The following is a 24,370-nucleotide window of genomic DNA, read 5'->3' as shown; positions in this document are numbered from 1 at the left end:
GCCCCGCCCCGCTTCGCCCCGCTTCGCTTCGTTCGTGCGGCATCCCGGATCAGCCTGGCAGCCTTCGCTGTGCCTAGACCCGCGCTCGCAACCACGACGGGACAGCTCGTCGAGGGCAGGCCCTTTCGCACGGGCTAGTCCGGCCCGCCGCACTCGCCAGCCAGCAGCCGCCTCCGGTCATCCCAGCCAATCCCGCCTAGCCGCGAAGTCAATCCTGCCTGGCCGCTAAGCCGCCACCGCCCGGCCCCGCAGACAAGAGGGCACCCGCCAGCAACCGGCCCGGCCGCCCCAGCAACCTCGCCCAGCCGCCCAGACCCAGCACACCTCAAGCAGTGGTCGCCAACGCGAACGGCAACACCCCCTCCGCCCCGGCCTGGCGCAGCAGCCGCGCCGCCAGGGTCATCGTCCAGCCGGTGTCGATCAGGTCGTCCACCAGCAGCACCGGCCCGCGCGTCTGCGCGATGCTCGCTGCCACGTCCTCCGGCAGGCTCAACCTCCGCCACAGATCCGCCAGGCGCTGTGCGCTGTTCGCCTGTCGCGGCGGCGGTCCGGCGGACGCCAGCTCGCCCAGGTAATCCAGCCTGCCGATCGCCGACAGCCGCAGTGCGAGGCTGTCCACCAGTTGCGGCCGCGTCGCCGACGGGATCGCCACCACCGCCGCCGGGCGTTGCGCCCACTGCCATCCCGCGAGCACCTTCACGCACGCGTCGAACACCGAGTCGGGGACCTCGGCGTCCGGCGCGCCCGGGCCGAGCAGTTCGCGCAGCCGGCCGCCCCAGCCCACGTCCGTGAGCCGGCCCAGCACCTGTCCCGGCTCGGCCTGCTCCTCCGTCTTGATCCGGCCCGACAGCGGCACGTCGAGCCCTTTCATCCCGCTCGGCCACTGTTTGCGCGGCTCGACCTCGACCCCGGGCCGGTCCAGCCGTTCCCGCGTGGCACCCGCGATCTCGTCGGACACCGCCGTGCTCCAGTGCTCCCCGGTGCAGTTGTCGCACCGGCCGCACGGCACCGCCTCCGGATCGTCGAGCTGCCGCCGCAGATACTCCATCCGGCACCCGCTGGTGCGGATGTACCCGAGCATCGCCTCCTGCTCGGCCGCCCGCGCGACGCCGACCCGTTCGTACCGCTCCCGGTCGTACTCCCACGGCTGGCCGGTGCTTTCCCAGCCGCCGCGCACCCGGCGCACCGCACCGTCCACATCGAGCACTTTCAGCACCATCTCCAGCCGGGACCGGGAAAGCTCGACCGACGGTTCCAGCGCGGCTGTCGAAAGTGGACGGTCGGCGTACGCGAGCGCGTTGAGCACCTGCGTGACGCGCAGCTCGTCCGGGAACGCCAGCGACCCGAAGTACGCCCAGATCGCCTTGTCCTCCCGTCCGGGCAGCAGCACCACCTCGGCCCGTTCGACGCCGCGGCCGGCGCGGCCGACCTGCTGGTAGTACGCGATCGGCGACGACGGCGCGCCGAGGTGCACCACGAACCCGAGGTCCGGCTTGTCGAACCCCATCCCGAGCGCCGATGTCGCGACCAGCGCCTTGACCCGGTTCTCCAGCAGGTCGTCCTCCGCGGCCTGACGGTCGGCCGGATCGGTTTTCCCGGTGTAGGCGGCCACCGGATAACCGCGGTCGGACAGCAGCGCGGTGACGTCGTGCGCGGCGGCGACGGTGAGCGTGTAGATGATGCCCGACCCCGGCAGCTCCGCCAGGTGCTCGGCGAGCCAAGCCAGCCGCGCCTCGTCGCTGGGCAGTTCGGCCACGGCCAGCCGCAGGCTCTCCCGGTCGAGCGGACCGCGCAGGACGAGCGTGTCCGTCTCGCCGCCGATGCCGAGCTGCTCGGCGACATCGGTGGCCACCCGGTCGTTCGCGGTCGCGGTGGTGGCCAGCACCGGCACGCCTTCCGGCAGGTCGCCGAGCAGCGTGCGCAGCCGCCGGTAGTCCGGCCGGAAGTCGTGGCCCCAGTCCGAAATGCAGTGCGCCTCGTCCACCACCAGCAGGCCGGCGCTGGCGGTGAGCTTCGGCAGCACGCTGTCGCGGAAGTCCGGGTTGTTGAGCCGTTCCGGGCTGACCAGCAGCACGTCCACTTCGCCCGCGGCCACCGACGCCTGGACCTGGTCCCACTCCTGCGCGTTCGCCGAGTTGATGGTGGCCGCGTGGATCCCCGCCCTGGCGGCGGCGGAGATCTGGTTGCGCATCAGGGCGAGCAGCGGCGACACGATGACCGTCGGCCCCGCTCCCTGTTCCCGCAGCAGCGCGGTGGCCAGGAAGTACACCGCCGACTTGCCCCAGCCGGTGCGCTGCACGACGAGCGCGCGCCGGTGGTGCGCGACCAGTGCCTCGATGGCGGTCCACTGGTCTTCCCGGAGGGCGGCGTTGTCCCCGGCGAGCGCCCGGAGCAGGGTTTCCGCGCGGGTCCGGAGGTCTGGGGTGGTGTCGGTGATGTCCACGTCCTCCGGTCTACCCCATGCCCCCGACAATCCCGGAGCCGCCCGGACCGGACCGGACAGTTTCCGGCCGGAAACGCAGAGTTATGTGGCTCATGTCACAACAGTAACCTAGCTCGCAGTCGCGACGGGGAGCCCTCGCGTGCCCGCGCGTATAGGCTCACCGGCTATGTCACCACGCCGGATCGGGGTCATGGGCGGCACCTTCGACCCCGTGCACCACGGCCACCTCGTCGCGGCCAGCGAGGTCCAGTCGCGGTTCGCGCTCGACGAGGTCATCTTCGTGCCGACCGGGCAGCCGTGGCAGAAGTCCGGCCGCCGCGTCACGCGCGCCGAGGACCGCTACCTGATGACGGTCATCGCCACCGCGTCCAACCCGGTCTTCTCGGTGAGCCGGGTCGACATCGACCGCGGCGGCCAGACCTACACCGTCGACACGCTGCGGGACCTGCACGAGGAATACCCGGACGACGAGCTGTTCTTCATCACCGGGGCCGACGCGCTCGAGCAGATCCTCACCTGGCACAAGGCCGACGAGCTGTTCGACTTCGCGCATTTCATCGGCGTCACCCGCCCGGGCTACCGGCTCAACTCGCACCACCTGCCGAGCGGCAAGGTGAGCCTGGTCGAGGTCACCGCGATGTCCATCTCGTCCACCGGATGCCGCGAACGCGTCGAGCGCGGCGAGCCGGTCTGGTACCTCGTGCCCGACGGCGTTGTGCGCTACATCGCCAAGAAGGACCTCTACCGCAAGGACGCCGAGGCCTGACCGGGTACCCTCGTCCGGGCGTACCCGAAATCTTGAAGGAGCACTGTGGCAGCGACGTCCGAGGCACGGGACCTGGCGGTGGCGGCCGCGCACGCGGCGGCGGACAAGCTGGCCAGCGACGTGGTCGTCCTGGACGTGTCCGAGCAGCTCGTGATCACCGACGCGTTCGTGATCGCGTCCGCGGCGAACGAGCGGCAGGTCGGCGCGATCGTCGACAACGTCGAGGAGAAGCTCCGCATCGAGGGGCACAAGCCGGTGCGGCGCGAAGGCGCGCGCGAGGGCCGGTGGGTGCTGCTCGACTACGTGGACGTCGTCGTGCACGTCCAGCACGCGGACGAGCGCTCGTTCTACGGCCTCGAGCGGCTGTGGAAGGACTGCCCGCGGATCGAGGTCGAAGGGCTGGCCGCGGTCCCCGCCGACGACACCGGCGACGCGGACGGCCCGGAGGCGTGAGCCCGCGGCGGCTGCTGCTCTGGCGGCACGGCGAGACGGACTACAACGCCGCCGGCCGCATGCAGGGACACCTCGATTCGGCGCTGACCCCGGTCGGCTGGAACCAGGCCCGCTTCGCCGTGCCCGCGCTCGCGCGGTTCGCGCCGGAGCTGGTGATCGCGTCCGACCTGCGCCGCGCCACCGACACCGCGACGGTGCTCACCGAGGCGATCGGCGTGCCGCTGCAGATCGACAAGCGGCTGCGCGAGACGCACCTCGGCGAGTGGCAGGGCCTGACCGGGGCCGAGGTCGACGAGGGCTATCCGGGCGACCGCGAGCTGTGGCGCAGCGACGCCGCGTGGGCCCCGCCGGGCGGCGAGTCCCGCGTCGAGGTGGCCGAACGCGCCGCCGAAGTGGTCGACGACCTGATGCAGCCGAACTCCGGCGCCGGGGAATCGGTCCTGCTCGCCTCGCACGGCGGCCTGATCCTCGCGCTGACGGCGAAGCTGCTCGGCCTTCCGGTCGAGGTCTGGCCGTCGCTCGGCGGGATCATGAACTGCCACTGGGTCGACCTCGGCCACCGCGAGGGGAAGTGGCGGTTGCACGCGTACAACGCGGGCATCACCGGCTGACCCGATGAGCCCGCAGTTGCTCGTCTTCGGCGATTCACTCTGTTTCCACGGCCCCGAGGGCCCTTGCGCGGCCGACGATCCGCGCCTGTGGCCCAACGTCGCCGCGAACGCGTTGTCCGGGCAAGCCGATCTCGTCGCAGGCATCGGCTGGACCGCACGCGACCTGTGGTGGTCTCTCACCGGCGACCCGCGCGTGTGGGCGGATCTGCGCCGCGTCGACGCTGTCGTGCTCGCTGTCGGCCACATGGACACACTGCCGTCGCCGTTGCCGACGTACTTGCGTCAGGGACTTCGCTACCTTCGCCCCGACGGCGTGCGTCGCGTCGTACGCGGTGCCTATCTCGCTGCGCAGCCACGGTTGTCTGTCGTGATGCGCGGACGTCCTCGCGTGCTTCCTGCGCGGCTGACCGTGAGCTATCTGGACCAGTCCGTCGAAGCCTTGCGCGCGTTGCGGCCTGAGTTGCCTGTGTTCGGAATGCTGCCGTCGGTGCACCGCGCCGACGCGTACGGACGCGTACACACGGGACGCGCCGAAGCAGCCGCTGCGATCGCTTCGTGGGCCGCGCGCCGCGAAGTGCCGTTGCTCGACACGCCCGGCGTGGTTGGCGAACATGTCTTGAGCGGCGCGGGAAATCCCGACGGCATGCACTGGGGATGGGCCGGACACGAAGCAGTCGGCACCGCGATGGCGAAACTCGTTGCCCCGCACCTCGGCTCCGGCCACGTAGGCTGACGACGTGTCGGTCGCCGTGGTCACGGACTCCACCGCGCACCTGCCCGAAGGCTTCGCCGAGCGGCACTCGGTGCGGGTGGTGCCCCTGCATGTCCTCGTGGAAGGCGTCTGTTCGCTCGACGGCCTCGAGATGGGCCCCGCCGCGCTCGCGGAAGCGCTGGGGGAGCGCAAGATCGTCACGACTTCCCGGCCCACCCCGGCCGAGTTCGCCACCGCGTTTCGGGCCGCGCTCGACGCTGGCGCGGACGCGGTCGTGTCCGTGCACCTGTCGAGCGAGCTGTCCGGCACCTGGGAAGCCGCAGTGCTGGCAGCGGAAGAAGTCGGCTCGGACCGGGTCCGGGTCGTCGATTCCCGCACCACAGCGATGGGTTTGGGATTCGCTGCCCTGCACGCCGCGGACGCCGCCGCTTCCGGAGCCAGCCCGGCGGAAGTCGAAGAGGTCGCGACGAAAGCGGCCGAACGATCGTCGACGTTGTTCGTGGTAGAGACGTTGGAACACCTGCGCCGCGGCGGCCGGATCGGCTCGGCCGCGGCATTGCTCGGCACCGCGCTCGCGGTGAAACCGGTGCTGCACATGTCCGACGGCCGGATCCTGCCGCTCGAGAAAGTGCGCACGATGAACCGCGCGATCGGGCGATTGGTCGAGTTGTCCGTGCAGGCAGCGGGCACCGGACCGGTCGAATTGGCGGTGCATCATCTCGCCTCGCCGGAGCGGGCGGTCGAATTGGCGAACCGGCTCGAGGAAGCGATCCCGGGATGCGCCGGGGGATGCGTGGTGTCGGAGATCGGCGCGGTCATCGGCGCGCACACCGGGCCTGGCGTGCTCGGCGTGGTTGTGCAGCGCGCCTAACTGGTTTCCTGGTTGCCGAATCGCGCGAGCAGGTGCCAGACGCGTTTGAGGTCTTGCTCGTCGTGGCCAGCGGCTTTCCCGAGTATCCGTGGATCGAGACGCCCTTCCTCGGCGAGTTCGGCACCGAGCGCGGTGAACTCCCGCTACGACGGTTCCGCTGGCCCACCAGCCGCCATCGTGGCGACGTGGGCGACCGCGCGTTCCCAAGCCTCCACTCGAATCACGGCCAAGACATCGTGATCGTGCGCTCGAAGGTGAGGATCCGGCGCGCCGGAACGCGTTCGCCATCGGGACGTTGCCGAGATCTGTCGCCGTACGGATGCGACGAACGTCTTGTGCAGCAAGAATTCTGGTGCCCTCGGCGAGAATTTCGCCGAGGTAGCCATTGCCGCGATGCTCGGGCAGCGTGGCGACTCGCCACCAGTCCCGCGAGCTGCGGTAGGGCGCCGATTCCTCCTCGTAGTGCCGGATTGCCACTGCACGCGCGGACATCCGGGTCAGGTCGTCGCGGCTGTGCGCGTCGAGCGTTCCGTCCAAGACGCGGGTCATCAAGGCGAACTGCTCGTCCTTGCCGCGGATCTCCCAGAAGACCATGCGGTTTGCGGCGGCGCGCCCGGAGTCTGTAGTCGCCACTCGAAGCGCAACCGCTCGGCGAGCAGTCGCGCGCGGGTCTGTTCGAGCGCGCCCATCCGGTCTTCGACCGCGCTTCGGGTCTCGGCTTTTCCTCGCCAGTCAACGGGAATCATCCGGTTGCAGACCGGAGACCGGGTGCTGGCGGACGAGCGCGCCGGACGCGAACGCTTTTCGATCACCGGTGCCGCGCGCCAAACCCGCCAGTATGACCGCGTGCCCCGACAAAATCCGGCGCGGCACCTGCGCTGAAGGCCGAGTTGTCCCCAAGGGGCGGGTTGTCCACAGATCGCGCGGAACCCGCTCGCAGTCGGACCGGCCGACGCCTAGCGTCGATCGTGTGTTCGAGCCCTCCGCCCGAGACCAGGGCACTCCCGTCAACGTCAGGCTCACCTGGCTGGCCGACCAGCTGGCCGCGGTCCCGCACCTCAGCGGACCCGGCAGCGGGCCGGTCCGCCGCTGGCTGCCCCTCGGCCGTGCGGGCCGGTCGGCGCGCAGCCGGGCGAGTGTGTCGGCAACTGCAGACAGCCAGGAGGTGCCCGGCGGGGAACCGGATCCTCGCCTGCCCACAGGCATGGACGGCGCGGCGGTCCACTCAAGGCGGCACTCTCGCGCAGCGGGTCCGGACACTGAGCTGTCTGCAGTTGCGGACAATGCACCGCTATTGGGCGGCCAGCTGGCGGACGGTACGCCGCTCTTGCGGCCCACGGGTCGCAAAGCCCGGTTGTCTGCACTGGCCGACAACCCACCCCCGCCGGAAAGCTCCTTGCCCGGCGGCAAACTGGTCCGCAGCTGGCTGCCAGAACACATCGAGCATCGCCTGACCCGGCGCTGGCTCCCCGGTTCGACCGGCCTGCCCGGCTTCCTGGGCCGCCGGGGAATGATCTTCGCCCTGGCATTGCTGGCAGCCGCCGCCGTCATTGCCGGAGGCCTGGCCATCTTCGGCCGCTCGCCCGCAGCCGAGATCGCCCCGCCGCTCCCGACTGCCCGTGCGCAGGTGCCGCACGCGTCGAAGACGAACGAGAATCTGGTAATCAGCGTGGTCGGCCACGTGCGCTCGCCAGGGCTAGTCACCGTGCCGTCGGGTTCCCGCGTCGCCGACGCCCTCCGCGCGGCCGGCGGTGCCAACCCGGGCGTCGACCTGACCACGCTGAACCTCGCCCGCAGACTCACCGACGGCGAGCAGCTGGCGGTCGGCGTCCCAGCCGCGCAAGCGGCACCGGTCGGTTCAGGAGCCGCAGCCAGCAAGATCGACCTGAACTCCGCGACCGCCGAACAACTCGACAGCCTCCCAGGCGTCGGCGAGGTCACCGCCCGGCGCATCACCGACTGGCGCACGCAGCACGGCGGATTCTCGAGTGTGGAACAACTTCGCGACGTCGACGGCATTGGCGAGAGCAAGTTCCAAAAAATCCGCGAGCAGGTGACCGTCGGATGAAGCTGGAAACCGAGGAAACGGCCCGGCGCGACCACGATTTCCGTCTCGTCCCCGCTGCTGTCGCCGGATGGGTGGCCACCCTCGCCGGACTGCAACTCGGCTGGTGGATCGCGACAGCGATCGGTGCCGTAGCGGTGATCGGCGCGGCAGTGCTTCTAGTGCGCGGCCGTGCCAGATACCTCGGTGCCGGGGGAGCGCTGCTGCTGGTCGGACTCATTGCCGCAGTGCCAACCGCTCTGCGGATCCACGACGCATCATCCGACCCGTTGGGAGCCGCTGCCGCACATGGCGTCACAGCGACGCTGCGGGTCGAGATCAGCGAGCGCCCGCGGCCGATCCACCAAGCCGGATACGCCGACCAACAGGCGGGAACCCGGTCAGTGGCGATCCCGGCCCGAGTCGCAACGGCCACAGTGGACGGTCTGCCAGTCGAATCGACCGGCCGGGTTCTGTTGCTGGCACCGGTCGCGGAATGGAATCGTCTGCTGCCCGGCCAGGAGGTGACGACATCCGGTCGTCTCCTGCCCGCACGCGGCGGCGAACTAACCGCAGCAGTCCTCTCCGTGCGGGCCGCGCCAGCAGATATCGGTCCGGCACCGTGGTGGCAGCAAGCCGCCGCAGCTCTGCGGAACAGCTTGCATTCGCTGTGCGCGATCCTGCCGGAGGAACCCGCGGGCCTCCTGCCCGGACTGGTGCTAGGCGACACGAGCGCGTTGCCGCAACGGGTCGAAGGTGAGTTCAAAGCCTCCGGACTCACCCACTTGATGGCAGTGAGCGGTGGCAACCTTGTAATCATCGGCGGAGCCGTACTGCTGCTGTGCCGGTTGGTCCGAGCAGGTCCGAGATTTTCCGCAACAGCGGCTGGAGCCTGCCTAGTGGGATTTCTCGTCCTGGTGGGTCCTGAACCGAGTGTGGTGCGGGCTGGCGTAATGGGCGGCATCGGCCTGCTCGCGCTGGCCCTGGGACGGCGTGGTTCAGCGTTGCCCGCATTGGCCTTCGCCGTTTGTGTACTGGTGGCGTGGGATCCGACGATGGCGGGCAATTTCGGTTTCGCTCTTTCGGTTCTCGCCACGGCAGGGCTGGTGCTGCTCGCGCCGCGCTGGGCAGATTCGTTGGTGCGGCGGGGAGTCCCGCCCGGTTACGCCGAAGGGCTAGCCGTGCCGCTAGCCGCGTTCGTGGTCACCGCTCCCGTCATCGCCGGAATGGCGGGCACGGTCAGCCTGGTTTCGGTCGTGACCAATGTTCTTGCGGCACCAGTGGTCGCGCCGGTCACCGTGCTGGGAGTGCTGGCAACGGTCGTCGGCCCGTGGTGGCCAGGTGCGGGGCATCTGCTGATCCATCTAGCGGATCCGGAAGCCCGATGGCTGATCACCGTCGCCCGGCATGGCGCGAGAGCGCCGGGCGCGGCGCTCTCGTGGCCCGGAGGCTGGTGGGGAGGATTGTGCGTGGCGGTCCTGCTGGTCGCAATCGTGGTGGCGGCGCGGTTTCGCCGGCTGCGGCTGCTAGTGGCGATCGGACTGGTCGTCGTGCTGCTGACAGTCGTGCCGGCCAAAGTCTTGGTGCCTGGCTGGCCGCCGGACGGCTGGGCGATGGTGGAATGCGATGTCGGACAAGGAGATGCGGTCGTCCTGGCCACGGCCGAGCCTGGTCGCGCCGTGGTCGTCGACACCGGGCCGGAGCCAGGGCCGGTCGATGAATGCCTGCGGAGGCTGGGCGTCGAACGGGTGCCGTTGCTTGTGCTGAGTCACCTGCACGCGGACCACATCGGCGGTCTCGCCTCGGTATTCGACGGACGGGCGGTCGGGGCGATCGCGGTAGGGCCAGGGCGTGCGCCCGCGTGGGCGTGGCAGTCGGTCTCCGGCGAAGCGCGGCGTCGCGGCGTGCCACTGGTGCAGTTGAGCGACGGGCAGCGGCTGGAGTGGCCGGGGCTGTCGCTTGAGGTGATCGGTCCGCGCTACGCCACTACCCGTGCACCGGCGTTGCAGGACGGCACGATGATCAACAACAGTTCGGTCGTCCTGCGCGCCGACACCGCGGCTGGCCGGGTTCTGCTGACCGGAGACGTCGAGCTGGCGGCGCAGGCGGATCTGCTTGCCGAGGGCGTCGACCTGCGGGCAGACGTCCTGAAGGTGCCGCATCACGGGTCGAGGTATTCGCTGCCGCAGTTTCTCGCGGCGGTGCGGCCGCGCACGGCGCTGATCAGTGTCGGCGCGGGCAACGGATACGGACATCCGAGCAAGTCCACAGTGGACGTTCTCGGAACGATGGGAGTGCTGGTCACCCGGACCGATATCGACGGGGACACCGCCGTTCTGCCCGGAGGAAGCGGACCGGCGGTGGTGCGCCGGGGCGAGCCGCGGGGTCCGCCGCGGTAGTGCGGCGGACCCCGGGCCGGTGCGTCAGTAGCCGAGTGCCTTGGCGACGGCCGCGGCGGACGGCGGCACGGTGGCCTTCGGGCCGATGTGGTTCTCGACCGCGTCGAGGGTCTTGAGGCCGTCGCCGGTGATGAGGAGGACGGTTTCCGCGTCCGGGTCGAGCTTGCCGGTTTCGACGAGCTTCTTCGCGGTCGCCACGGTGACGCCGCCCGCGGTCTCGGTGAAGATGCCTTCGGTGCGCGCGAGCAGCCGAATGCCTTCGACGACCTCTTCGTCGGTGACGTCCTCGATCGCGCCGCCGGTGCGGTTGACCACGTCGAGCACGTACGGGCCGTCGGCCGGGTTGCCGATCGCGAGCGAACGGGCGATGGTGTCCGGCTTCACCGGCTGGACCACGTCGTGGCCGTTGCGGTACGCGGTGGAGACCGGCGAGCAGCCCGTGGCCTGCGCGCCGAACACCTTGTACGGGCTGGCGTCCACGAGACCGAGCTGGCCCAGCTCGCGGAAACCCTTGTCCACCTTGGTGAGCTGGGAACCGGAGGCGATCGGCACGACGATCTGCTCGGGGATGCGCCAGCCGAGCTGCTCGGCGACCTCGTAGGCGAGCGTCTTCGAGCCCTCGGAGTAGTACGGGCGGACGTTGACGTTCACGAACGCCCACTTCGGGTGCTCGCCGGCCAGTTCGGTGGCGAGCCGGTTCACGTCGTCGTAGTTGCCGTCGACGGCGATCAGGTCGCCGTCGTAGACCGCGGTGGTGAGGATCTTCGCGCGTTCGAGGTTCTTCGGGATCAGCACGACCGACCGCCAGCCGGCGCGGGCCGCCGCGGCGGCGGTCGCGTTGGCCAGGTTGCCGGTCGAGGGACACGCCAGGACCTCGAAACCGAACTCGCGGGCGGCCGCGAGCGCGACGGCGACCACGCGGTCCTTGAACGAGTGCGTGGGGTTGCCGGTGTCGTCCTTGACCCACACGCGCTTGAGGCCGAGCTCCTTCGCGAGCCGGTCGGCGCGCACGAGCCGGGTGCAGCCGGGTTCGGTGTTCGGGGTCTCCTCGACGGTCGAGGGGACGGGAAGGAGTTTCTTGTAACGCCAGATGTTGCGCGGGCCCGCCTCGATGTCCTCGCGGCGGACGCGGCCGAAGTCGTAGGCGACCTCGAGCGGCGAGAAGTCTTCGACGGAGACGAATTCCGGAGCGAGCGGCTGCCGGTGCCCTTCTTCCTTCGACACCAGTTCGACGGCCGGACCGAGGTCGATCGTCTTGTTGGCGGAGGTGGCGCTGAGGGCTGCAGTCATCGCGAGGTTCCTTTCCTCATCTGCCCCGCCGAAGCGGGCCGGAATTGGCACCGTGGTCGTCAGCTACCCCGCGATCGCGGGATGACAGGCTGTACGCCGGTTGCCGGGGCTTCGTCGGGCCGTTCCCTCTGCCCCTCTGGATGAGCGGTATTCGGTTGTCGGAGCGCCGGTGGGCGCGTCCTCGGCTACACCGTACGACATCCCGATCAGCTCGTGCCACGGAGGCGGCCCACATCACCGGAGCGGGCGGCCCGGCGGCCGGGTGAGAAGATGGCCGGGTGACCACCGCACCCGCGCCGCTGCACCTCGTCACGGGCGAGGAAGAACTGCTCATCGAACGGGCTGTGCGAGCGTCCCTCGACGCGGCCAAGGCCGCGGACCCGACGGCCGACCTCACGCGCATGCGGGTGTCCGATCTCACACCGCCTGTGCTGGCCGAGCTGGTGAGCCCGTCGCTGTTCGCCGAGGGGCGCGTGATCGTGCTGGAGTCGGCGCAGGACATCTCGCAGGAGCTGTCCGACGCGGTCCTCGCGTACGTGAAGGCGCCTGCCGACGGCATCGTCCTCGTGGTCGTGCACAGCGGCGGCGGGCGGAGCAAAGCCGCCAAAGCGCTGCCGGGCGCGTTGAAAAAGGCGGGCGCGGAAATCACCGAATGCCCGAAGCTCACCAAACCGGCCGAGCGCGAGGCGTTCGTCCGCAACGAGGTGCGCCGCGCGGGCGGCAAGATCGACGCCGCGGGCCTGATGGCGCTGCTCGACTCGGTCGGCTCGGACCTGCGCGAACTGTCCTCGGCGGCGACGCAGCTGGTCGCCGACACCGGGGGAGTCGTCGACGAGCGGGCGGTCCGCCGCTACCACACCGGACGCGCCGACGTGACCGGCTTCGCGGTGGCCGAGAAGGCCGTCGCGGGCGACCGGGCCGCCGCGATGGAGTCCCTGCAGTGGGCGATGCAACTGGGCGTCCCGCACGTCCTGATCGCCGACGCGCTGGCCGACGCGGTCCGCACGATCGCTCGCGTGTCCGCGGCCGGGCGCGGCAACCCGAACCAGATGGCGGGCGAGCTCGGCATGCCGCCGTGGAAGATCCGCAAGGCGCAAGGGCAGTCCCGGGGCTGGGGCCAGGACGGCCTGGCGACCGCGATGCGCGTCGTGGCGCGGCTGAACGCCGAGGTCAAGGGCGCGGCGGCCGACGCGAACTACGCGCTGCAGCGCGCGGTCCTCGACGTGGTCGCGGCCAAGGGCGACCGCTGACGTCCCGGCGCCGGGAACGCCTTGAGGAGAGCCGAGCCGGTCCCCAGGACACGGAAAGGCCCGGCAGCCGAAGCCGCCGGGCCTTCCGGAAAGACTGCGCTCAGAGCTGGTTCGCGCGCTTCGCGAGAGCCGACTTCTTGTTCGCGGCCTGGTTGGCGTGGATGACGCCCTTGGTGACGGCCTTGTCGAGCTTGCGAGCGGCGTCGCGCTGCAGTTCGAGGGCCTTGTCCTTGTCACCGGCTTCGGCGGCCTCGCGGAACTTGCGGATCGCGGTCTTCACCGAGGACCGGATCGCCAGGTTGCGCTGCCGCGCCTTCTCGTTCGTCGTGATGCGCTTGACCTGCGACTTGATGTTGGCCATGGAGGCGTTCCTCTTTCACTCGGTGAAGGTCGTTGCCGCGTTCGTGTGGCTCCGGATCAGTCCCGAGGGACTGCCGGGTTTCCTCCCTGACGGAATGCCGCACGGCAACAGTCGAAAATCTTAACAGCCCTGTTCGCGGCGTTGCCGACGGCCCCGGAGCAGGCAAACGCTCGGCATCGCGGCCCCGTCTCGGTTACGGTGGGGTCCGGTAGTGCCTAGGGTTCCGTCGCCTGCCCGTGGTCCCGCAGAGCGGGTCGCGAAGACAACGAGGGCGGGCGGGCCTGGTCCGAGCGGCACCTTCGGCGGGAGACAGAGCCCCGCCGTTCATCTGACGGGACAAAAGCCTGGAGGACCCGGTCTTCAGCGTGCGCTGAAAACCTGAAGGGGTCCGGATGAACACCACAGCCCTCGCCATGGTCCTCGTCGCCGCGGTCGTGCACGCCGTGTGGAACCTTGCCGCCAAACGGGTTTCCGGCGGTCCGCGGTTCGTCTGGCTGTACTACACGGTTTCCGCGGCGGCGATGCTCCCGGTGATCGCGGTCGCGCTGGCCGTCGAACCGGAACGTCCACAGTGGACCTGGCTGCTCGCCGCCGCGGGCACCGCGGTCCTGCACGTGGCGTACGGGATCGTGCTGCAGCGCGGATACGAGGTCGGCGACCTGTCCATCGTCTACCCGCTGGCTCGCGGGACCGGGCCGCTGGTGTCGGTGCTCGTGGCCGTCACGGTCCTGGGCGAACGGCCGGGCGTGCTCGGGCTGATCGGGGCCTTCCTCGTCGTCGCGGGCGTCCTGGTGATCAGCCTCGGCGGCGGCACCGGCAACGCCCGGGCCCGCCGCGCGGGGGTGTTCTACGGCGTCGCGACCGGCGTGGTCATCGCCGCTTACACGCTCTGGGACGCGCACTCGGTCACGTCGCTCGGCGTGCCTCCGCTCGTCTACTTCGGCGGCGGCGCGATCGGCCAGAGCATCCTGCTCTCGCCGACCGCGGCGCGCGGCCGGTCGGAGATCAAGCGGCTGTGGCGCGACCACCGGCGCGAGGTGCTGATCGTCGGGCTCGCCTCGCCGGCCAGCTACCTGCTGGTCCTGTACGCCCTGCGGATCGCGCCGGTCAGCCTGGTCGCGCCGGCGCGCGAGTTGTCGATCGTCTTCGGCGGAGTCGCCGCCTGGCTCGTGCTCCGCGAGCGCAACGCGGTCCGCCGCCTCGCCGGATCGCTGGTCGTGCTGGCCGGGATCGCTGCGATTGCGGTCGCCTGAGCCGCTCGGGTAGGCAGGAACCATGGACGTACTGAGCAGCCGGGTGCTGATCCACCCCCGCGACCACGAGGTGTCCACCGCGTTCTACCGCGACGCCCTCGGCCTCGCGATCGAGCGCGAGTTCCCCGGCGGCACGCGGTTTTTCGCCGGCGGCGGGTCGATCGAGGTGGTCGGCACGGGCGAGGAGGGGCCCGGCCCGGACGTCAATCTGTTCCTGCAGGTCCGCGATCTCCCCGCGACGCTGGCCGAACTGGCCGGACGCGGGGTCGAACCGGTGCGCGAGGCCCGGCGCGAGCCGTGGGGCACCGACGAGGCGTGGATCGCCGACCCGGACGGGCTGCGGATCGTGCTCGTCGAGGTCCCGGAGGACCATCCGTTGCGCCGCGACAAGCGCTAGCCCGGTTTCACGGCCCGGAGCTGGGCGGCGAGCGCGGCGAATCCGGGCGGGTCCCAGGTCCAGGTCTGCAGGTCGGTGAACCCCGCAGCGGCGGCTTCGTCGGCCAGTTCGTGCCGCGTCACCGGAAGCCACTTCTCGTGCGCCGAAAGCAGCAGCCGTCCGCCCGGCCGGAGCACGCGGAACAGCTCGGCGAAGGCCGCCGGGCGGTCCTCCCAGAACTGGACGTTGTTCACGGTCAGCACGACGTCGGCGGACGCGTCCGCGCAGCCGGTCCGGGCCGCGCTGCCCGCGCGCACCTCGGCGCGGTCGCCGCAGCGGTCCGTGCAGAGGTCGCGCATTTGCGGCGAGGGTTCGACGCCGATCACCTCGCCGGCGAGTTTGCTCGCCGCGTCGAGGCCGACCCCGGGCCCGGGGCCGACGACGAGAACGGTCTCGTCGGGTTCTAGGCGCGCCAGGTCGACGATGCGGTGTTCGGTCGTGGCGTTGCCGATCGCCATCAGCTTGCCGCCGAGCCTGCCCAGCAGCCCGCTGGGATGGCCGAAAGCCCGGTCGAGCGCGGCGTCGAGGACGCCGGGGCCGGGCGGCGAGGGGGAGGGTGAAGTGCTCATGCTTCGAGGTCATCACGAGACGGGCGGGGCCGCATCGGGGATGACCCCCACCCGCACCCGGAGGTCCATGGGACGATGGGGTACGGACATCCCCCACCATCCCGAGGACAGCCCGAGTGACAGCGCCCAAGACGTTCGCCGACACCACCTTCACGCCGCCGGAGTTGATCCGCAACTTCTGCATCATCGCCCACATCGACCACGGCAAGTCGACGCTGGCGGACCGGATGCTGCAGCTCACCGGCGTCGTCGAGGAGCGGGCCATGCGCGCGCAGTACCTCGACCGCATGGACATCGAGCGGGAACGCGGCATCACGATCAAGGCCCAGAACGTCCGGCTGCCGTGGCAGGTGGACGGCAAGGACCACGTCCTGCACCTGATCGACACGCCCGGCCACGTGGACTTCACCTACGAGGTCTCGCGGGCGCTCGAAGCGTGCGAGGGCGCGATCCTGCTGGTCGACGCCGCGCAGGGGATCGAGGCGCAGACGCTCGCGAACCTGTACCTCGCGCTCGAGAACGACCTGCACATCATCCCGGTGCTGAACAAGATCGACCTGCCCTCGGCGGACCCGGAGAAGTACGCGGCGGAGATCGCGCACATCATCGGCTGCGAGCCCTCGGACGTGCTGCGCGTGTCGGCGAAGACCGGCATGGGCGTGACCGAGCTGCTGGACGAGTGCGTGCGGCAGGTCCCGCCGCCGGTCGGCGACGCGGACGCGCCCGCCCGCGCGATGATCTTCGACTCGGTCTACGACACCTACCGCGGCGTCGTCACCTACATCCGCGTGGTGGACGGCAAGATCACGCCGCGCGAGAAGATCAAGATGATGTCGACCGGGGCGACGCACGAACTGCTCGAAGTCGGGATCATCTCGCCGGAGCCGAAGGCCAGCAAGGGACTGGGCGTCGGCGAGGTCGGCTACCTGATCACCGGCGTGAAGGACGTGCGCCAGTCGAAGGTCGGCGACACCGTGACGTCCGAGCGGCACGGCGCGACCGAACCGCTCGCCGGGTACCGCGAACCGAAGCCGATGGTGTTCTCCGGGCTGTACCCGGTGGACGGCTCGGACTACCCGGAACTGCGCGAGGCGCTGGAGAAGCTGCAGCTCAACGACGCCGCGCTGACCTACGAGCCGGAAACGTCGGTCGCGCTGGGCTTCGGCTTCCGCTGCGGCTTCCTCGGCCTGCTGCACCTGGAGATCACCCGGGACCGGCTGGAGCGCGAGTTCGGCCTCGACCTGATCTCGACCGCGCCGAACGTCGTGTACCGCGTGGTGCTGGAGGACCGCAGCGAGGTCGTCGTCACGAACCCGTCGGACTGGCCGACCGGGCTCAAGATCGCCGAGGTGCACGAGCCGGTGTCGAAGGTGAGCATCCTCGCGCCGTCGGAGTTCGTGGGCACGATCATGGAGCTGTGCCAGGCGAAACGCGGCACGCTGCTGGGCATGGACTACCTGTCCGAGGACCGCGTCGAGCTGCGCTACACGATCCCGCTGGCGGAGATCATCTTCGACTTCTTCGACACGCTGAAGTCACGCACGCGGGGCTACGCGTCGCTCGATTACGAGGAGTCCGGCGAGCAGGTGGCGGACCTGGTGAAGGTCGACATCCTCCTGCAGGGCGAGACGGTGGACGCGTTCTCCGCGATCGTGCACAAGGACGCCGCTTACACGTACGGAAACCGGATGGCGACGCGCCTGCGGGAACTGATTCCGCGCCAGCAGTTCGAGGTCCCGATCCAGGCGGCGATCGGCTCGCGGATCATCGCGCGCGAAACGATCCGCGCCATCCGCAAGGACGTGCTCGCCAAGTGCTACGGCGGCGACATCTCGCGGAAGCGGAAACTGCTGGAGAAGCAGAAGGAAGGCAAGAAGCGGATGAAAACCGTCGGCCGGGTGGAGGTGCCGCAGGAGGCGTTCGTCGCGGCACTGTCCACTGAGGACAACGGGAAGAACAAGAAGTAGCGTCACTTTCGGGTGAACGGCGGCTCCGGGTTTCCGGGGCCGCCGTTTTTTGTCGGTGGTGGCTGGTGTTCTCAATTGCGGACAGGGAGTCTCTGGCGCGAACAGGGAAAGGAGAGCACCATGACGGTTATGGCGGAAATCCAGAATCCTCCCGGGTCGGGGCCCATGACGGTGCACGACCTCGAGGGGATGCCGGATGACGGCCGTCGCTACGAACTCATCGACGGGACGCTCCTCGTGAGCCCCGCGCCAGGTCTGAGACACCAGACGATCGGCTATCAGTTGTACGGCGTGCTTTACGCAGCCTGCCCCGAGGACATGTTCGTCGTCGGTGCGCCGTTCGCTGTGCATGTGGGCGACCGGATAGAACTTCAGCCGGATGTGCTGGTCGGCCGGACCGAGGACTTCACCGCCAAGGATCTTCCAGTGCCGCCGGTTCTTGCAGTCGAGGTCTTGTCGCCGAGCACGTCGATTCACGACCTGAACACCAAGAAGGCGCTCTACGAACGGCTACGCGTGCCGAGCTACTGGGTGATCGACCCGGCGGCGCCTGAACTAACTGCCTTCGAACTTGACGAGGACGGCAGTTACTGCCAGGTCGCCAAGGCAGCGGGAGCTGAGGTGTTCGAAGCGCAGCGGCCGTTCCCCGTCCGGGTCGTGCCCGAGGTACTCGCCGGAAGGAGCTAAACGGTTCGGACGGCCTGCTTCGTTGTGCGCGTCATGAGAAGTGCTCAGCCGTTCCCGATGATCTTGCTCACCTCCACGAACACCGCGGCCCGGCGTTCGGCGGCCATCACGCGGTCGTACTCCGCCCAGTCGTCGTGGGTGCCGGTGGCGGCTCGGAACACCTCGCGCAGCAGGGGCGGGAGGTCGTCGGCGGGGAAGGCGGGGTCGGGGTCGTCCGGGCCGATCAGGCGGACCGGGCCGGTCACCGAGAGCCAGCGCCAGCCGCGGCGGAACGTGACGGTCGCGTGGCCGTTGCGGCGCAGCAGGGCGAGTTTGCGTGCGCCGCCGACGGCGACGAAGCCTACGCTCGGCTTGCCGGTCACCGGGTCGTCCAGGATGCCCGCGTTCACGACGGACGCGTGCACGGTGCCGTCGGCGCGGGTCGTGGCCACGGTGGCGAGGCCGTTCTCCTGCACCGTCAGCGCGCGGAGCTGTTCCAGGGTTGCCGTCATGCTTTTCTGCAACGCGGCGGCGGCCCGGCGCATTTCCGGTCCGGCACTAGGCTCGGGGACATGTTCGATGATCTCGAGTTCCCGGTGATCGTGGCTCCGATGGCGGGCGGGCCGACGACTCCGCAGCTGGTCGGCGCCGTCACGGACGCGGGCGGGTTCGGTTTCCTCGCCGCGGGCTACCTCAGCCCGGAGACGCTGGACGCCCGGATCGCGCAGACCGCCGACCTCACCGGCGGCCGGTTCGGCGTGAACCTGTTCGTCCCCGGCGGCCGGTCGGTGGCCGACCTCAGCGCGCACCGCGAACGGCTGCTCGCCGAGGCTGTCCGCTACGGGGTCGAACTCGGCGAACCGGTCTGGGACGACGACGGGTACCCGGCGAAGCTCGACCTCGTCGTGCGGCACCGGGTTCCGGTGGTGTCGTTCACCTTCGGCGCGCCGACGTCCGCCGAGGCGCAGCGGATCCACGAGGCGGGCGGCAAGGTCGCGGTCACCGTCACGAACCCGGAGGAAGCCGACCTCGCTGCCGCGCGCGGAGCCGACGCGCTGGTCGTGCAGGGCTTCGAAGCCGGCGGGCACCGCGGGCTGTTCACCGACGACCCGGGCAACCCGGCCGGCGGCGAGGAATACGGCCTGCTCGCGCTGCTGCGGTTGCTCGGCGCGCGGACGAGCTTGCCGCTGGTCGCCGCCGGGGGACTGGTCAACGGCGCCGACGTGGCGGCAGTGCTGGCCGCCGGTGCGTCGGCGGCGCAGCTGGGCACGGCATTCCTGCTCGCGACGGAAGCCGGCACCGGCGACACCCAGCGACGCGCACTCGCCGAAGCCGGCCGGCCGACGGCGTTCACGCGCGCGTTCAGCGGACGTCCGGCGCGGGGCATGGTGAACCGCGTCCTGAGCGACCTCTCCGCCGACGCCCCCGCCGCCTACCCGCAACTGCACCACCTGAGCAAACCGGTCCGCGGGGCGGCCGCCAAAGCCGGCGACCCGGAGGCGATGTCGCTGTGGGCTGGCCAGACGTACCCCCTCGCCGGTGACGGTTCGGCAGCCTCGATCGTGGCCCGCCTGCGCACCGAGGCAAAGGCGGCAGCGGAACGGCTCGACCGGTTGCGCTGAGACCTCCGGCGGCGAGGGCTGGGGCTGCGACGGCTTGGCCGGTTGCGCTGAGTGCCTGCTGTGGCGGGGACGAGGGCCACGACGGCTTGGCTGGCTCCTGCTGCGGTGGTCAAGGGGCGTGACGGCTTGGCTGGTTGCAGCTGCGGTGGGCAAGGGGCGTGACGGCTTGGCTGGTTCCTGCTGTGGCGCGGCAAAGGGCGCGACGGGTTGGCGGTTGCGTTGAGAGTCTGCTGCTGTGGGGCAGGGGTCGCGACGGCTTGCCGGTTGTGTTAAGGATCTGCCGCGGTGAGGGCCGGGGTCGCGGTGGCTTGGCTGGTTGTGTTGAGTGCCTGCTGCGGTGGGGACCGGGGTCGCGATGGCTCGGCGGTTGCGTTCAGAATCTGCCGTAGCGGCGGCGCGACGGTTTGTCTGGTTGTGTCGAGGACCTGGCGGCGGGGCACGGGCCACGACGGCTTGCCGGTTGTGTTGAGAATCTGCCGCGGCGAGGGTCGGGGTCGCGATGGCTTGGGCGGTTGCGTTGGAGAGCCCGCCGCGGCGAGGGCAGGGGACCACAACGGCTTGGCCGGTTCCTGTACTCCGGTCGGGCGTCGGAGTTCCTGGCCGTGGAATCCCTCAGCAGTCAGGTGTTCGCGGGCTGACTCGGCGGCGAAGCGGATCGAGCAACTATGCGTGATCCAGCCGCGGAAAGCTGCGGAGACAAAGTGCGCTAGTAGACCGGAAACGATGCCCGATCGTGCACGGACACCGCGCGAGTCCCCGAGCAGACGAGCCCCAGAAGCGACATCACCAGCAGCACAAAAAGAAACGCGGGGGACGCCCACCAAAAGGCGTCCCCCGCATCACAACCCGCTCAACCGACCGGAAGCGATCAGTCCGAAGTGGACTTCAACCCGCCCTGCTCGTCGTCGCCGGAGCCGCGTTCCATTGCGGAGTGGCGTTTGCCGTAGGCGAAGTAGATGGCCATGCCGATCACGAACCAGATCGCGAAGCGCAGCCACGTTTCCGGCTTCAGGAACGTGATCAGCCAGATCGAGAACACCACACCGATGATCGGGACCACCGGCATGCCCGGCGTCTTGAACGTGCGCGGGAGGTCCGGGCGCTTGTAGCGCAGCACGATCACCGCGATGCACACGACCACAAAAGCCAGCAGGATGCCGATGTTCGTCAGTTCCGCGGCCTCGCCGATGGGCAGCACGCCTGCGATCAACGCCGAAGCGCCGCCCAGGATCCACGTGATGCGGGACGGGACCTTGCGCACCGGATGGGTTTTCGAGAACCACTTCGGCAGCAGGCCGTCTCGGCTCATCGAGTAGCCCACGCGGGTCGCGCCCATCAGGAAGGTGAACAGGACCGTCAGGATGCCGATGATGGCACCGACCGCGATGATCGCGCCTAGCCAGCCGAGGCCGACCTTCGCGAACGCGCTCGAGAAGGCCGCTTCCGGGTTGATGTCGGTGTACTTCACCATGCCGGTCAGGACCAGGCACGCCAGCACGTACAGCACCATCGAGATCGCCAGCGAGTAGATGATCGCCTTCGGCATGTGCTTCTGGGAGTCCTGCGACTCCTCCGCCGCGGTGGACATGGCGTCGTAGCCGAAGACCGCGAAGAATACCGTTGCCGCACCGGTGAAAGCGCCGCTGAGACCGAACGGGAAGAAGTTGCTGTAGTTGCCGCTCTGGATGTGGAAGGCGCCGACCACGATCACCAGCAGCACCAGGCCGACCTTCAGGTACACCAGCAGCGTTTCGAACCGCGCCGCGTTTTTCATGCCCTGGTTGAGAATGAAGGCGATCAGCAGGCAGAGCAGCACCGCGAACAGGTTGACCTTGTAGGACCCGGACGGGACGCCCGCCGGTTCCGTTCCTGGTGCGCCGGACATCCAGTGCGGCAGCGACACGTGCAGGAAGCCCAGCAAATCGTTGAAATAACCCGAAATGCCGATCGCGACCACGGACACGATCGCGGTGTACTCCAGCAACAGGTCCCAGCCGATGAACCAGCCGACGATCTCGCCGAGCACCGCGTAGCCGTAGGTGTAGGCCGAACCCGCGCGCGGGATGAGGCCGGCGAACTCGGCGTAGGAGAACGCCGCCGCGGCGCTCGCGATGCCCGCGATCAGGAACGAGATCAGCACGGCCGGGCCCGCGGTCTTGTTCGCGACCGCCCCGGCGAGCGAGAAGATGCCCGCGCCGATGATGCCGCCGACGCCGATCGCGGTCAGCTGCCGCAGGCCGAGCGTGCGCTGCAGGCCGCTTTCGCCGACGCTCTCGATGGTTTCGATCGGCTTCCGCCGGAAGATCCCGGACCCGGAGCCCAGGTTAGGGCCGCCGCGCGGAGCTGACATCGATGTCTCCTCAGACTGGTGGTTCGCCGGACCCGGGTTCCGGGCCCTGGCAGGGCACCGTACCCGGAGGCGCCGCGCCTGTCACCGACTCCATAGTGTGACGATCGCGGCGGCCCTGCGTCACCCAGTCGCGGAATCGTCCTCGACGTCGCTGACCGTGGGCGCCGGGCGCGCGGCCGAGCGGACCGCGCCCGCGGCGAAGAACGCGAGCAGCTCCGCGACCTCGGCCGGGTCGTCCAGCTGCGGGCAGTGGCCCCAGTCCTCGCGGACGACGAGCCTGCTGTGCGGCACCAGGGTGTGCAGCTTCCGCCCGGACGCGGCCATTACCAGCTTGTCCTTGCCGCACGCGACCGCGAGCAGCGGGATCTTGATCTGGTCGAGCCGGTAGGCGTCGGCCAGCTCCGCGACGAGCTGCCGGGCCTGTTCGAGCCGGGACGTGGTGGCCCGGTAGTCGGGGAAGAGCGTGGTGAACCGCCGGACCTGGCCCGCGTCCGCGTGCCGCGAGTCGGCGTAGAGGATCCGCGGCACGAGCTGTTCGGCGACCGCGCGGACCAGGAAACCCGGCACCGGCAACGGAAGCGAGGAGTACAGCCGCAGCGGCAGCGGATTGCGCCCGACCGTGCGCACCAGCCACGAGTCGACGAAACCGGGCGCGGCGATCGACACCGCGCCGGTGGTCGGCAGCCGGTGGTTCTGCGCCGCGCGCAGGCTCATCGTGCCGCCGAGCGAGTTGCCCGCGAGCACGACCGGGCCGAGCACGGCCTGCTCGCGCACCACCGCGGCGGTGAACGCGTCGAGCTGGGGCAGCATCGGGCCGGGGCGCAGCGGCTGCGCGTCGCCGAAGCCGGGAAGGTCGACGGCGATCGCGGCGATGCCCGCGGCGGCTAGTTCTCCGAGTACCGGACGCCACGTGTCGGCACTGTCGCAATACCCGTGGAGCAACACGAGCCGCGGAGCGCGCGGTTTCTCGGCACCCTTGCGGCGCGTGCGCTTCGGTGCGGGCGCCTCGGCGACGGCGGGCCCGACCTCGAGCACGCGTGTGCGGATCCCGGCGAAGCGCCGGAACGACTCCCGGACGGGCGCCGGGTCGCTGGGGTGCCGGCCGCCCCGGTCGGCGGGTGCGGGCCGCTGCGTCGCGGTCATGTTCTCCAGGTTAACCGCCCAAGGTCGAGTTCTGGTGGAACTTCGGGGGTCACTATCTGATTGCGAAGCAGGGGTGTTGACGATTCACCGGAGAACAGGTAAAAGCGCTGGCCCAGGCTTGTTCGGCGAACAAAAGCCCAGGCCAGCGCGGTGCGATCAGGATCAGTGGGTGAAGACGATCTTGCCCGCGGTCTCCCCGGCGGCCATCGCGGCGAATCCCGCGGGGGCCTCCGTGAGGGGGAGCTCGGTGCCGATCTGCGGCTTGATGCCCTTCAGGTCGAGGTAGGCGAGCAGGTCGGCCAGCTCGTCGCGGGTGCCCATGGTCGAGCCGAGGACCCGCAACTGCAGGAAGAACACGCGCTGCAGGTCGGCCGACGGGTCGGGGCCGCTGGTCGAACCGGACACGACGACCACGCCGCCGGGCTTCAGCGACTTCAGCGTGTGTCCCCAGGTGGCCTTGCCGACGGTCTCGAACACCCCGTCCACCCGCTCGGGCAGCCGCGCGCCGGACTCGAACGTCTGGTGCGCGCCGACGCTCTCGGCCAGCGCGCGCTTCTCCTCGGTGCGCCCGGTGACCCACACGCGGAACCCGGCCGCGCGGCCGAGCGCGATCAGCGCGGTCGACACCCCGCCGGACGCGCCCTGCACCAGCATCGTCTGGCCGGGCCGCAGACCCGACTTCACGAACAGCATCCGGTACGCGGTGAGCCACGCGGTGCCCATCGTCGCGCCCTCGGCGAAGCTCAGGCCGGCCGGCTTCGGCACCGCGTTGCGGGCCGGGACCACGACCTGGTCGGCGAACGTGCCCTGGTGCTTTTCGGTGAGCAGGGTGCGCTTCGGGTCGAGCGTGTCGTCGCCCTGCCAGCCCGGCGCGTTGATCACCGAATGCAGCACGACCTCAGTGCCGTCGTCGAGCGTTCCCGCTCCGTCGCAGCCGAGGATCATCGGGAACTGGTCGGGCTTGATGCCGACGCCGCGCAAGGTCCACAGGTCGTGCATGTTCAGGCTGGCGGCTTTGACGTGCACCCGGACCCAGCCTTCGGGCACCTCGGGTTCCGGCCGCTCGCCGACGACCAGCGAATCGAGCGGGGACTCGGCGTTGGGTTCCTGCGCGTATACGGCGAACATGGCAGCAACCTACCTCCCCTGCCCGACCCGGCGCAG

General features: G+C 70.1%; 21 protein-coding genes and 1 riboswitch. Of the genes, 13 read left to right on the top strand and 8 right to left on the bottom strand.

Annotated features, from left to right (window positions below):
- Positions 1-325 precede the first annotated feature (325 nt).
- Positions 326-2,443, bottom strand: a complete 2,118-nt coding sequence (locus PUT80_RS32110; RefSeq protein ID WP_275294408.1) for a RecQ family ATP-dependent DNA helicase — start codon at positions 2,441-2,443, stop codon at positions 326-328.
- 166 nt (positions 2,444-2,609) lie between these two features.
- Between PUT80_RS32110 and nadD the strand changes: the two genes are divergently transcribed.
- The 7 genes from nadD (at position 2,610) to PUT80_RS32075 (ending at position 10,299) form a co-directional block, all read left to right on the top strand.
- Positions 2,610-3,209: a nicotinate-nucleotide adenylyltransferase gene (gene nadD / locus PUT80_RS32105; protein WP_078870493.1), complete on the top strand. Its 600-nt coding sequence runs from the start codon at positions 2,610-2,612 to the stop codon at positions 3,207-3,209.
- Between the two features lie 45 nt (positions 3,210-3,254).
- Positions 3,255-3,662 (top strand): ribosome silencing factor, encoded by a 408-nt coding sequence (rsfS, locus tag PUT80_RS32100; RefSeq protein WP_134663035.1) that lies wholly within the window; start codon positions 3,255-3,257, stop codon positions 3,660-3,662.
- A complete protein-coding gene (locus PUT80_RS32095) occupies positions 3,659-4,273 on the top strand; it encodes a histidine phosphatase family protein (RefSeq protein WP_043837324.1) in 615 nt (204 codons plus the stop codon). The genes rsfS and PUT80_RS32095 overlap by 4 nt, the downstream gene beginning before the upstream one ends.
- A 4-nt stretch (positions 4,274-4,277) precedes the next feature.
- Positions 4,278-5,006 (top strand): diglucosylglycerate octanoyltransferase, encoded by a 729-nt coding sequence (gene octT, locus PUT80_RS32090; protein ID WP_037813716.1) that lies wholly within the window; start codon positions 4,278-4,280, stop codon positions 5,004-5,006.
- Positions 5,007-5,010: 4 nt separating this feature from the next.
- Positions 5,011-5,856, top strand: a complete 846-nt coding sequence (locus PUT80_RS32085; RefSeq protein ID WP_037813714.1) for a DegV family protein — start codon at positions 5,011-5,013, stop codon at positions 5,854-5,856.
- Positions 5,857-7,366: 1,510 nt separating this feature from the next.
- Positions 7,367-7,924: a ComEA family DNA-binding protein gene (locus PUT80_RS32080; RefSeq protein ID WP_240690638.1), complete on the top strand. Its 558-nt coding sequence runs from the start codon at positions 7,367-7,369 to the stop codon at positions 7,922-7,924.
- The gene (locus PUT80_RS32075) at positions 7,921-10,299 is read left to right on the top strand and encodes a ComEC/Rec2 family competence protein (RefSeq protein ID WP_238605165.1); all 2,379 of its coding nucleotides are present in this window, start codon (positions 7,921-7,923) and stop codon (positions 10,297-10,299) included. The genes PUT80_RS32080 and PUT80_RS32075 overlap by 4 nt, the downstream gene beginning before the upstream one ends.
- A gap of 24 nt (positions 10,300-10,323) precedes the next feature.
- Here the strand turns inward: PUT80_RS32075 and thrC are convergent, their stop codons facing one another.
- A complete protein-coding gene (thrC, locus tag PUT80_RS32070; RefSeq protein ID WP_037813711.1) occupies positions 10,324-11,589 on the bottom strand; it encodes a threonine synthase in 1,266 nt (421 codons plus the stop codon).
- Positions 11,590-11,602: 13 nt separating this feature from the next.
- A riboswitch (SAM riboswitch) is annotated at positions 11,603-11,736 on the bottom strand.
- 131 nt (positions 11,737-11,867) lie between these two features.
- Here thrC and holA point away from each other — a divergent pair.
- Entirely contained in the window at positions 11,868-12,839 is a 972-nt protein-coding gene (gene holA / locus PUT80_RS32065; RefSeq protein ID WP_037813709.1) for a DNA polymerase III subunit delta, read from the top strand.
- Between the two features lie 100 nt (positions 12,840-12,939).
- Here holA and rpsT read toward each other — a convergent pair whose 3' ends face one another.
- Positions 12,940-13,200, bottom strand: coding sequence for a 30S ribosomal protein S20 (gene rpsT / locus PUT80_RS32060; protein ID WP_009081037.1), 261 nt, complete (start codon positions 13,198-13,200; stop codon positions 12,940-12,942).
- Positions 13,201-13,592: 392 nt separating this feature from the next.
- On the opposite strand from rpsT, the gene PUT80_RS32055 reads away from it, so the two are divergent.
- Both PUT80_RS32055 and PUT80_RS32050 read left to right on the top strand, forming a co-directional pair.
- Positions 13,593-14,453 carry a DMT family transporter gene (locus tag PUT80_RS32055; protein WP_238605167.1) on the top strand — a complete coding sequence of 287 codons (861 nt, stop codon included), beginning with the start codon at positions 13,593-13,595 and terminating at the stop codon, positions 14,451-14,453.
- A 22-nt stretch (positions 14,454-14,475) separates the two neighbouring features.
- Positions 14,476-14,850 (top strand): VOC family protein, encoded by a 375-nt coding sequence (locus tag PUT80_RS32050; protein WP_037813704.1) that lies wholly within the window; start codon positions 14,476-14,478, stop codon positions 14,848-14,850.
- Here PUT80_RS32050 and PUT80_RS32045 read toward each other — a convergent pair.
- Positions 14,847-15,458, bottom strand: a complete 612-nt coding sequence (locus PUT80_RS32045; RefSeq protein WP_037813703.1) for a class I SAM-dependent methyltransferase — start codon at positions 15,456-15,458, stop codon at positions 14,847-14,849. The genes PUT80_RS32050 and PUT80_RS32045 overlap by 4 nt on opposite strands.
- 116 nt (positions 15,459-15,574) lie before the next feature.
- Between PUT80_RS32045 and lepA the strand changes: the two genes are divergently transcribed.
- Positions 15,575-17,425: a translation elongation factor 4 gene (lepA, locus tag PUT80_RS32040; protein WP_037813702.1), complete on the top strand. Its 1,851-nt coding sequence runs from the start codon at positions 15,575-15,577 to the stop codon at positions 17,423-17,425.
- Between the two features lie 120 nt (positions 17,426-17,545).
- Positions 17,546-18,112 carry a Uma2 family endonuclease gene (locus PUT80_RS32035; RefSeq protein WP_037813701.1) on the top strand — a complete coding sequence of 189 codons (567 nt, stop codon included), beginning with the start codon at positions 17,546-17,548 and terminating at the stop codon, positions 18,110-18,112.
- Positions 18,113-18,156: 44 nt separating this feature from the next.
- Here PUT80_RS32035 and PUT80_RS32030 read toward each other — a convergent pair whose 3' ends face one another.
- The gene (locus PUT80_RS32030; protein WP_275294407.1) at positions 18,157-18,603 is read right to left on the bottom strand and encodes a pyridoxamine 5'-phosphate oxidase family protein; all 447 of its coding nucleotides are present in this window, start codon (positions 18,601-18,603) and stop codon (positions 18,157-18,159) included.
- Between the two features lie 60 nt (positions 18,604-18,663).
- Here PUT80_RS32030 and PUT80_RS32025 point away from each other — a divergent pair, with 60 nt between their 5' ends.
- Positions 18,664-19,713, top strand: coding sequence for a nitronate monooxygenase (locus tag PUT80_RS32025; protein WP_275294406.1), 1,050 nt, complete (start codon positions 18,664-18,666; stop codon positions 19,711-19,713).
- 868 nt (positions 19,714-20,581) lie between these two features.
- Here PUT80_RS32025 and PUT80_RS32020 read toward each other — a convergent pair.
- The 3 genes from PUT80_RS32020 to PUT80_RS32010 all read right to left on the bottom strand — a co-directional run bounded on the left by PUT80_RS32020 (position 20,582) and on the right by PUT80_RS32010 (position 24,334).
- Positions 20,582-22,063, bottom strand: coding sequence for an amino acid permease (locus tag PUT80_RS32020; protein WP_037813699.1), 1,482 nt, complete (start codon positions 22,061-22,063; stop codon positions 20,582-20,584).
- 120 nt (positions 22,064-22,183) lie between these two features.
- Positions 22,184-23,206: an alpha/beta hydrolase gene (locus PUT80_RS32015; RefSeq protein ID WP_275294405.1), complete on the bottom strand. Its 1,023-nt coding sequence runs from the start codon at positions 23,204-23,206 to the stop codon at positions 22,184-22,186.
- Positions 23,207-23,368: 162 nt separating this feature from the next.
- Complete coding sequence (locus PUT80_RS32010) at positions 23,369-24,334, bottom strand: zinc-binding dehydrogenase (protein ID WP_275294404.1); 966 nt, start codon at positions 24,332-24,334, stop codon at positions 23,369-23,371.
- Between the last annotated feature and the right edge of the window lie 36 nt (positions 24,335-24,370).

This window comes from Amycolatopsis sp. La24 (genome assembly GCF_029087445.1).
In the GTDB taxonomy this organism is placed as follows: Bacteria; Actinomycetota; Actinomycetes; order Mycobacteriales; family Pseudonocardiaceae; genus Amycolatopsis; species Amycolatopsis nivea.
This window is presented reverse-complemented; position numbering and strand designations above follow the sequence as displayed.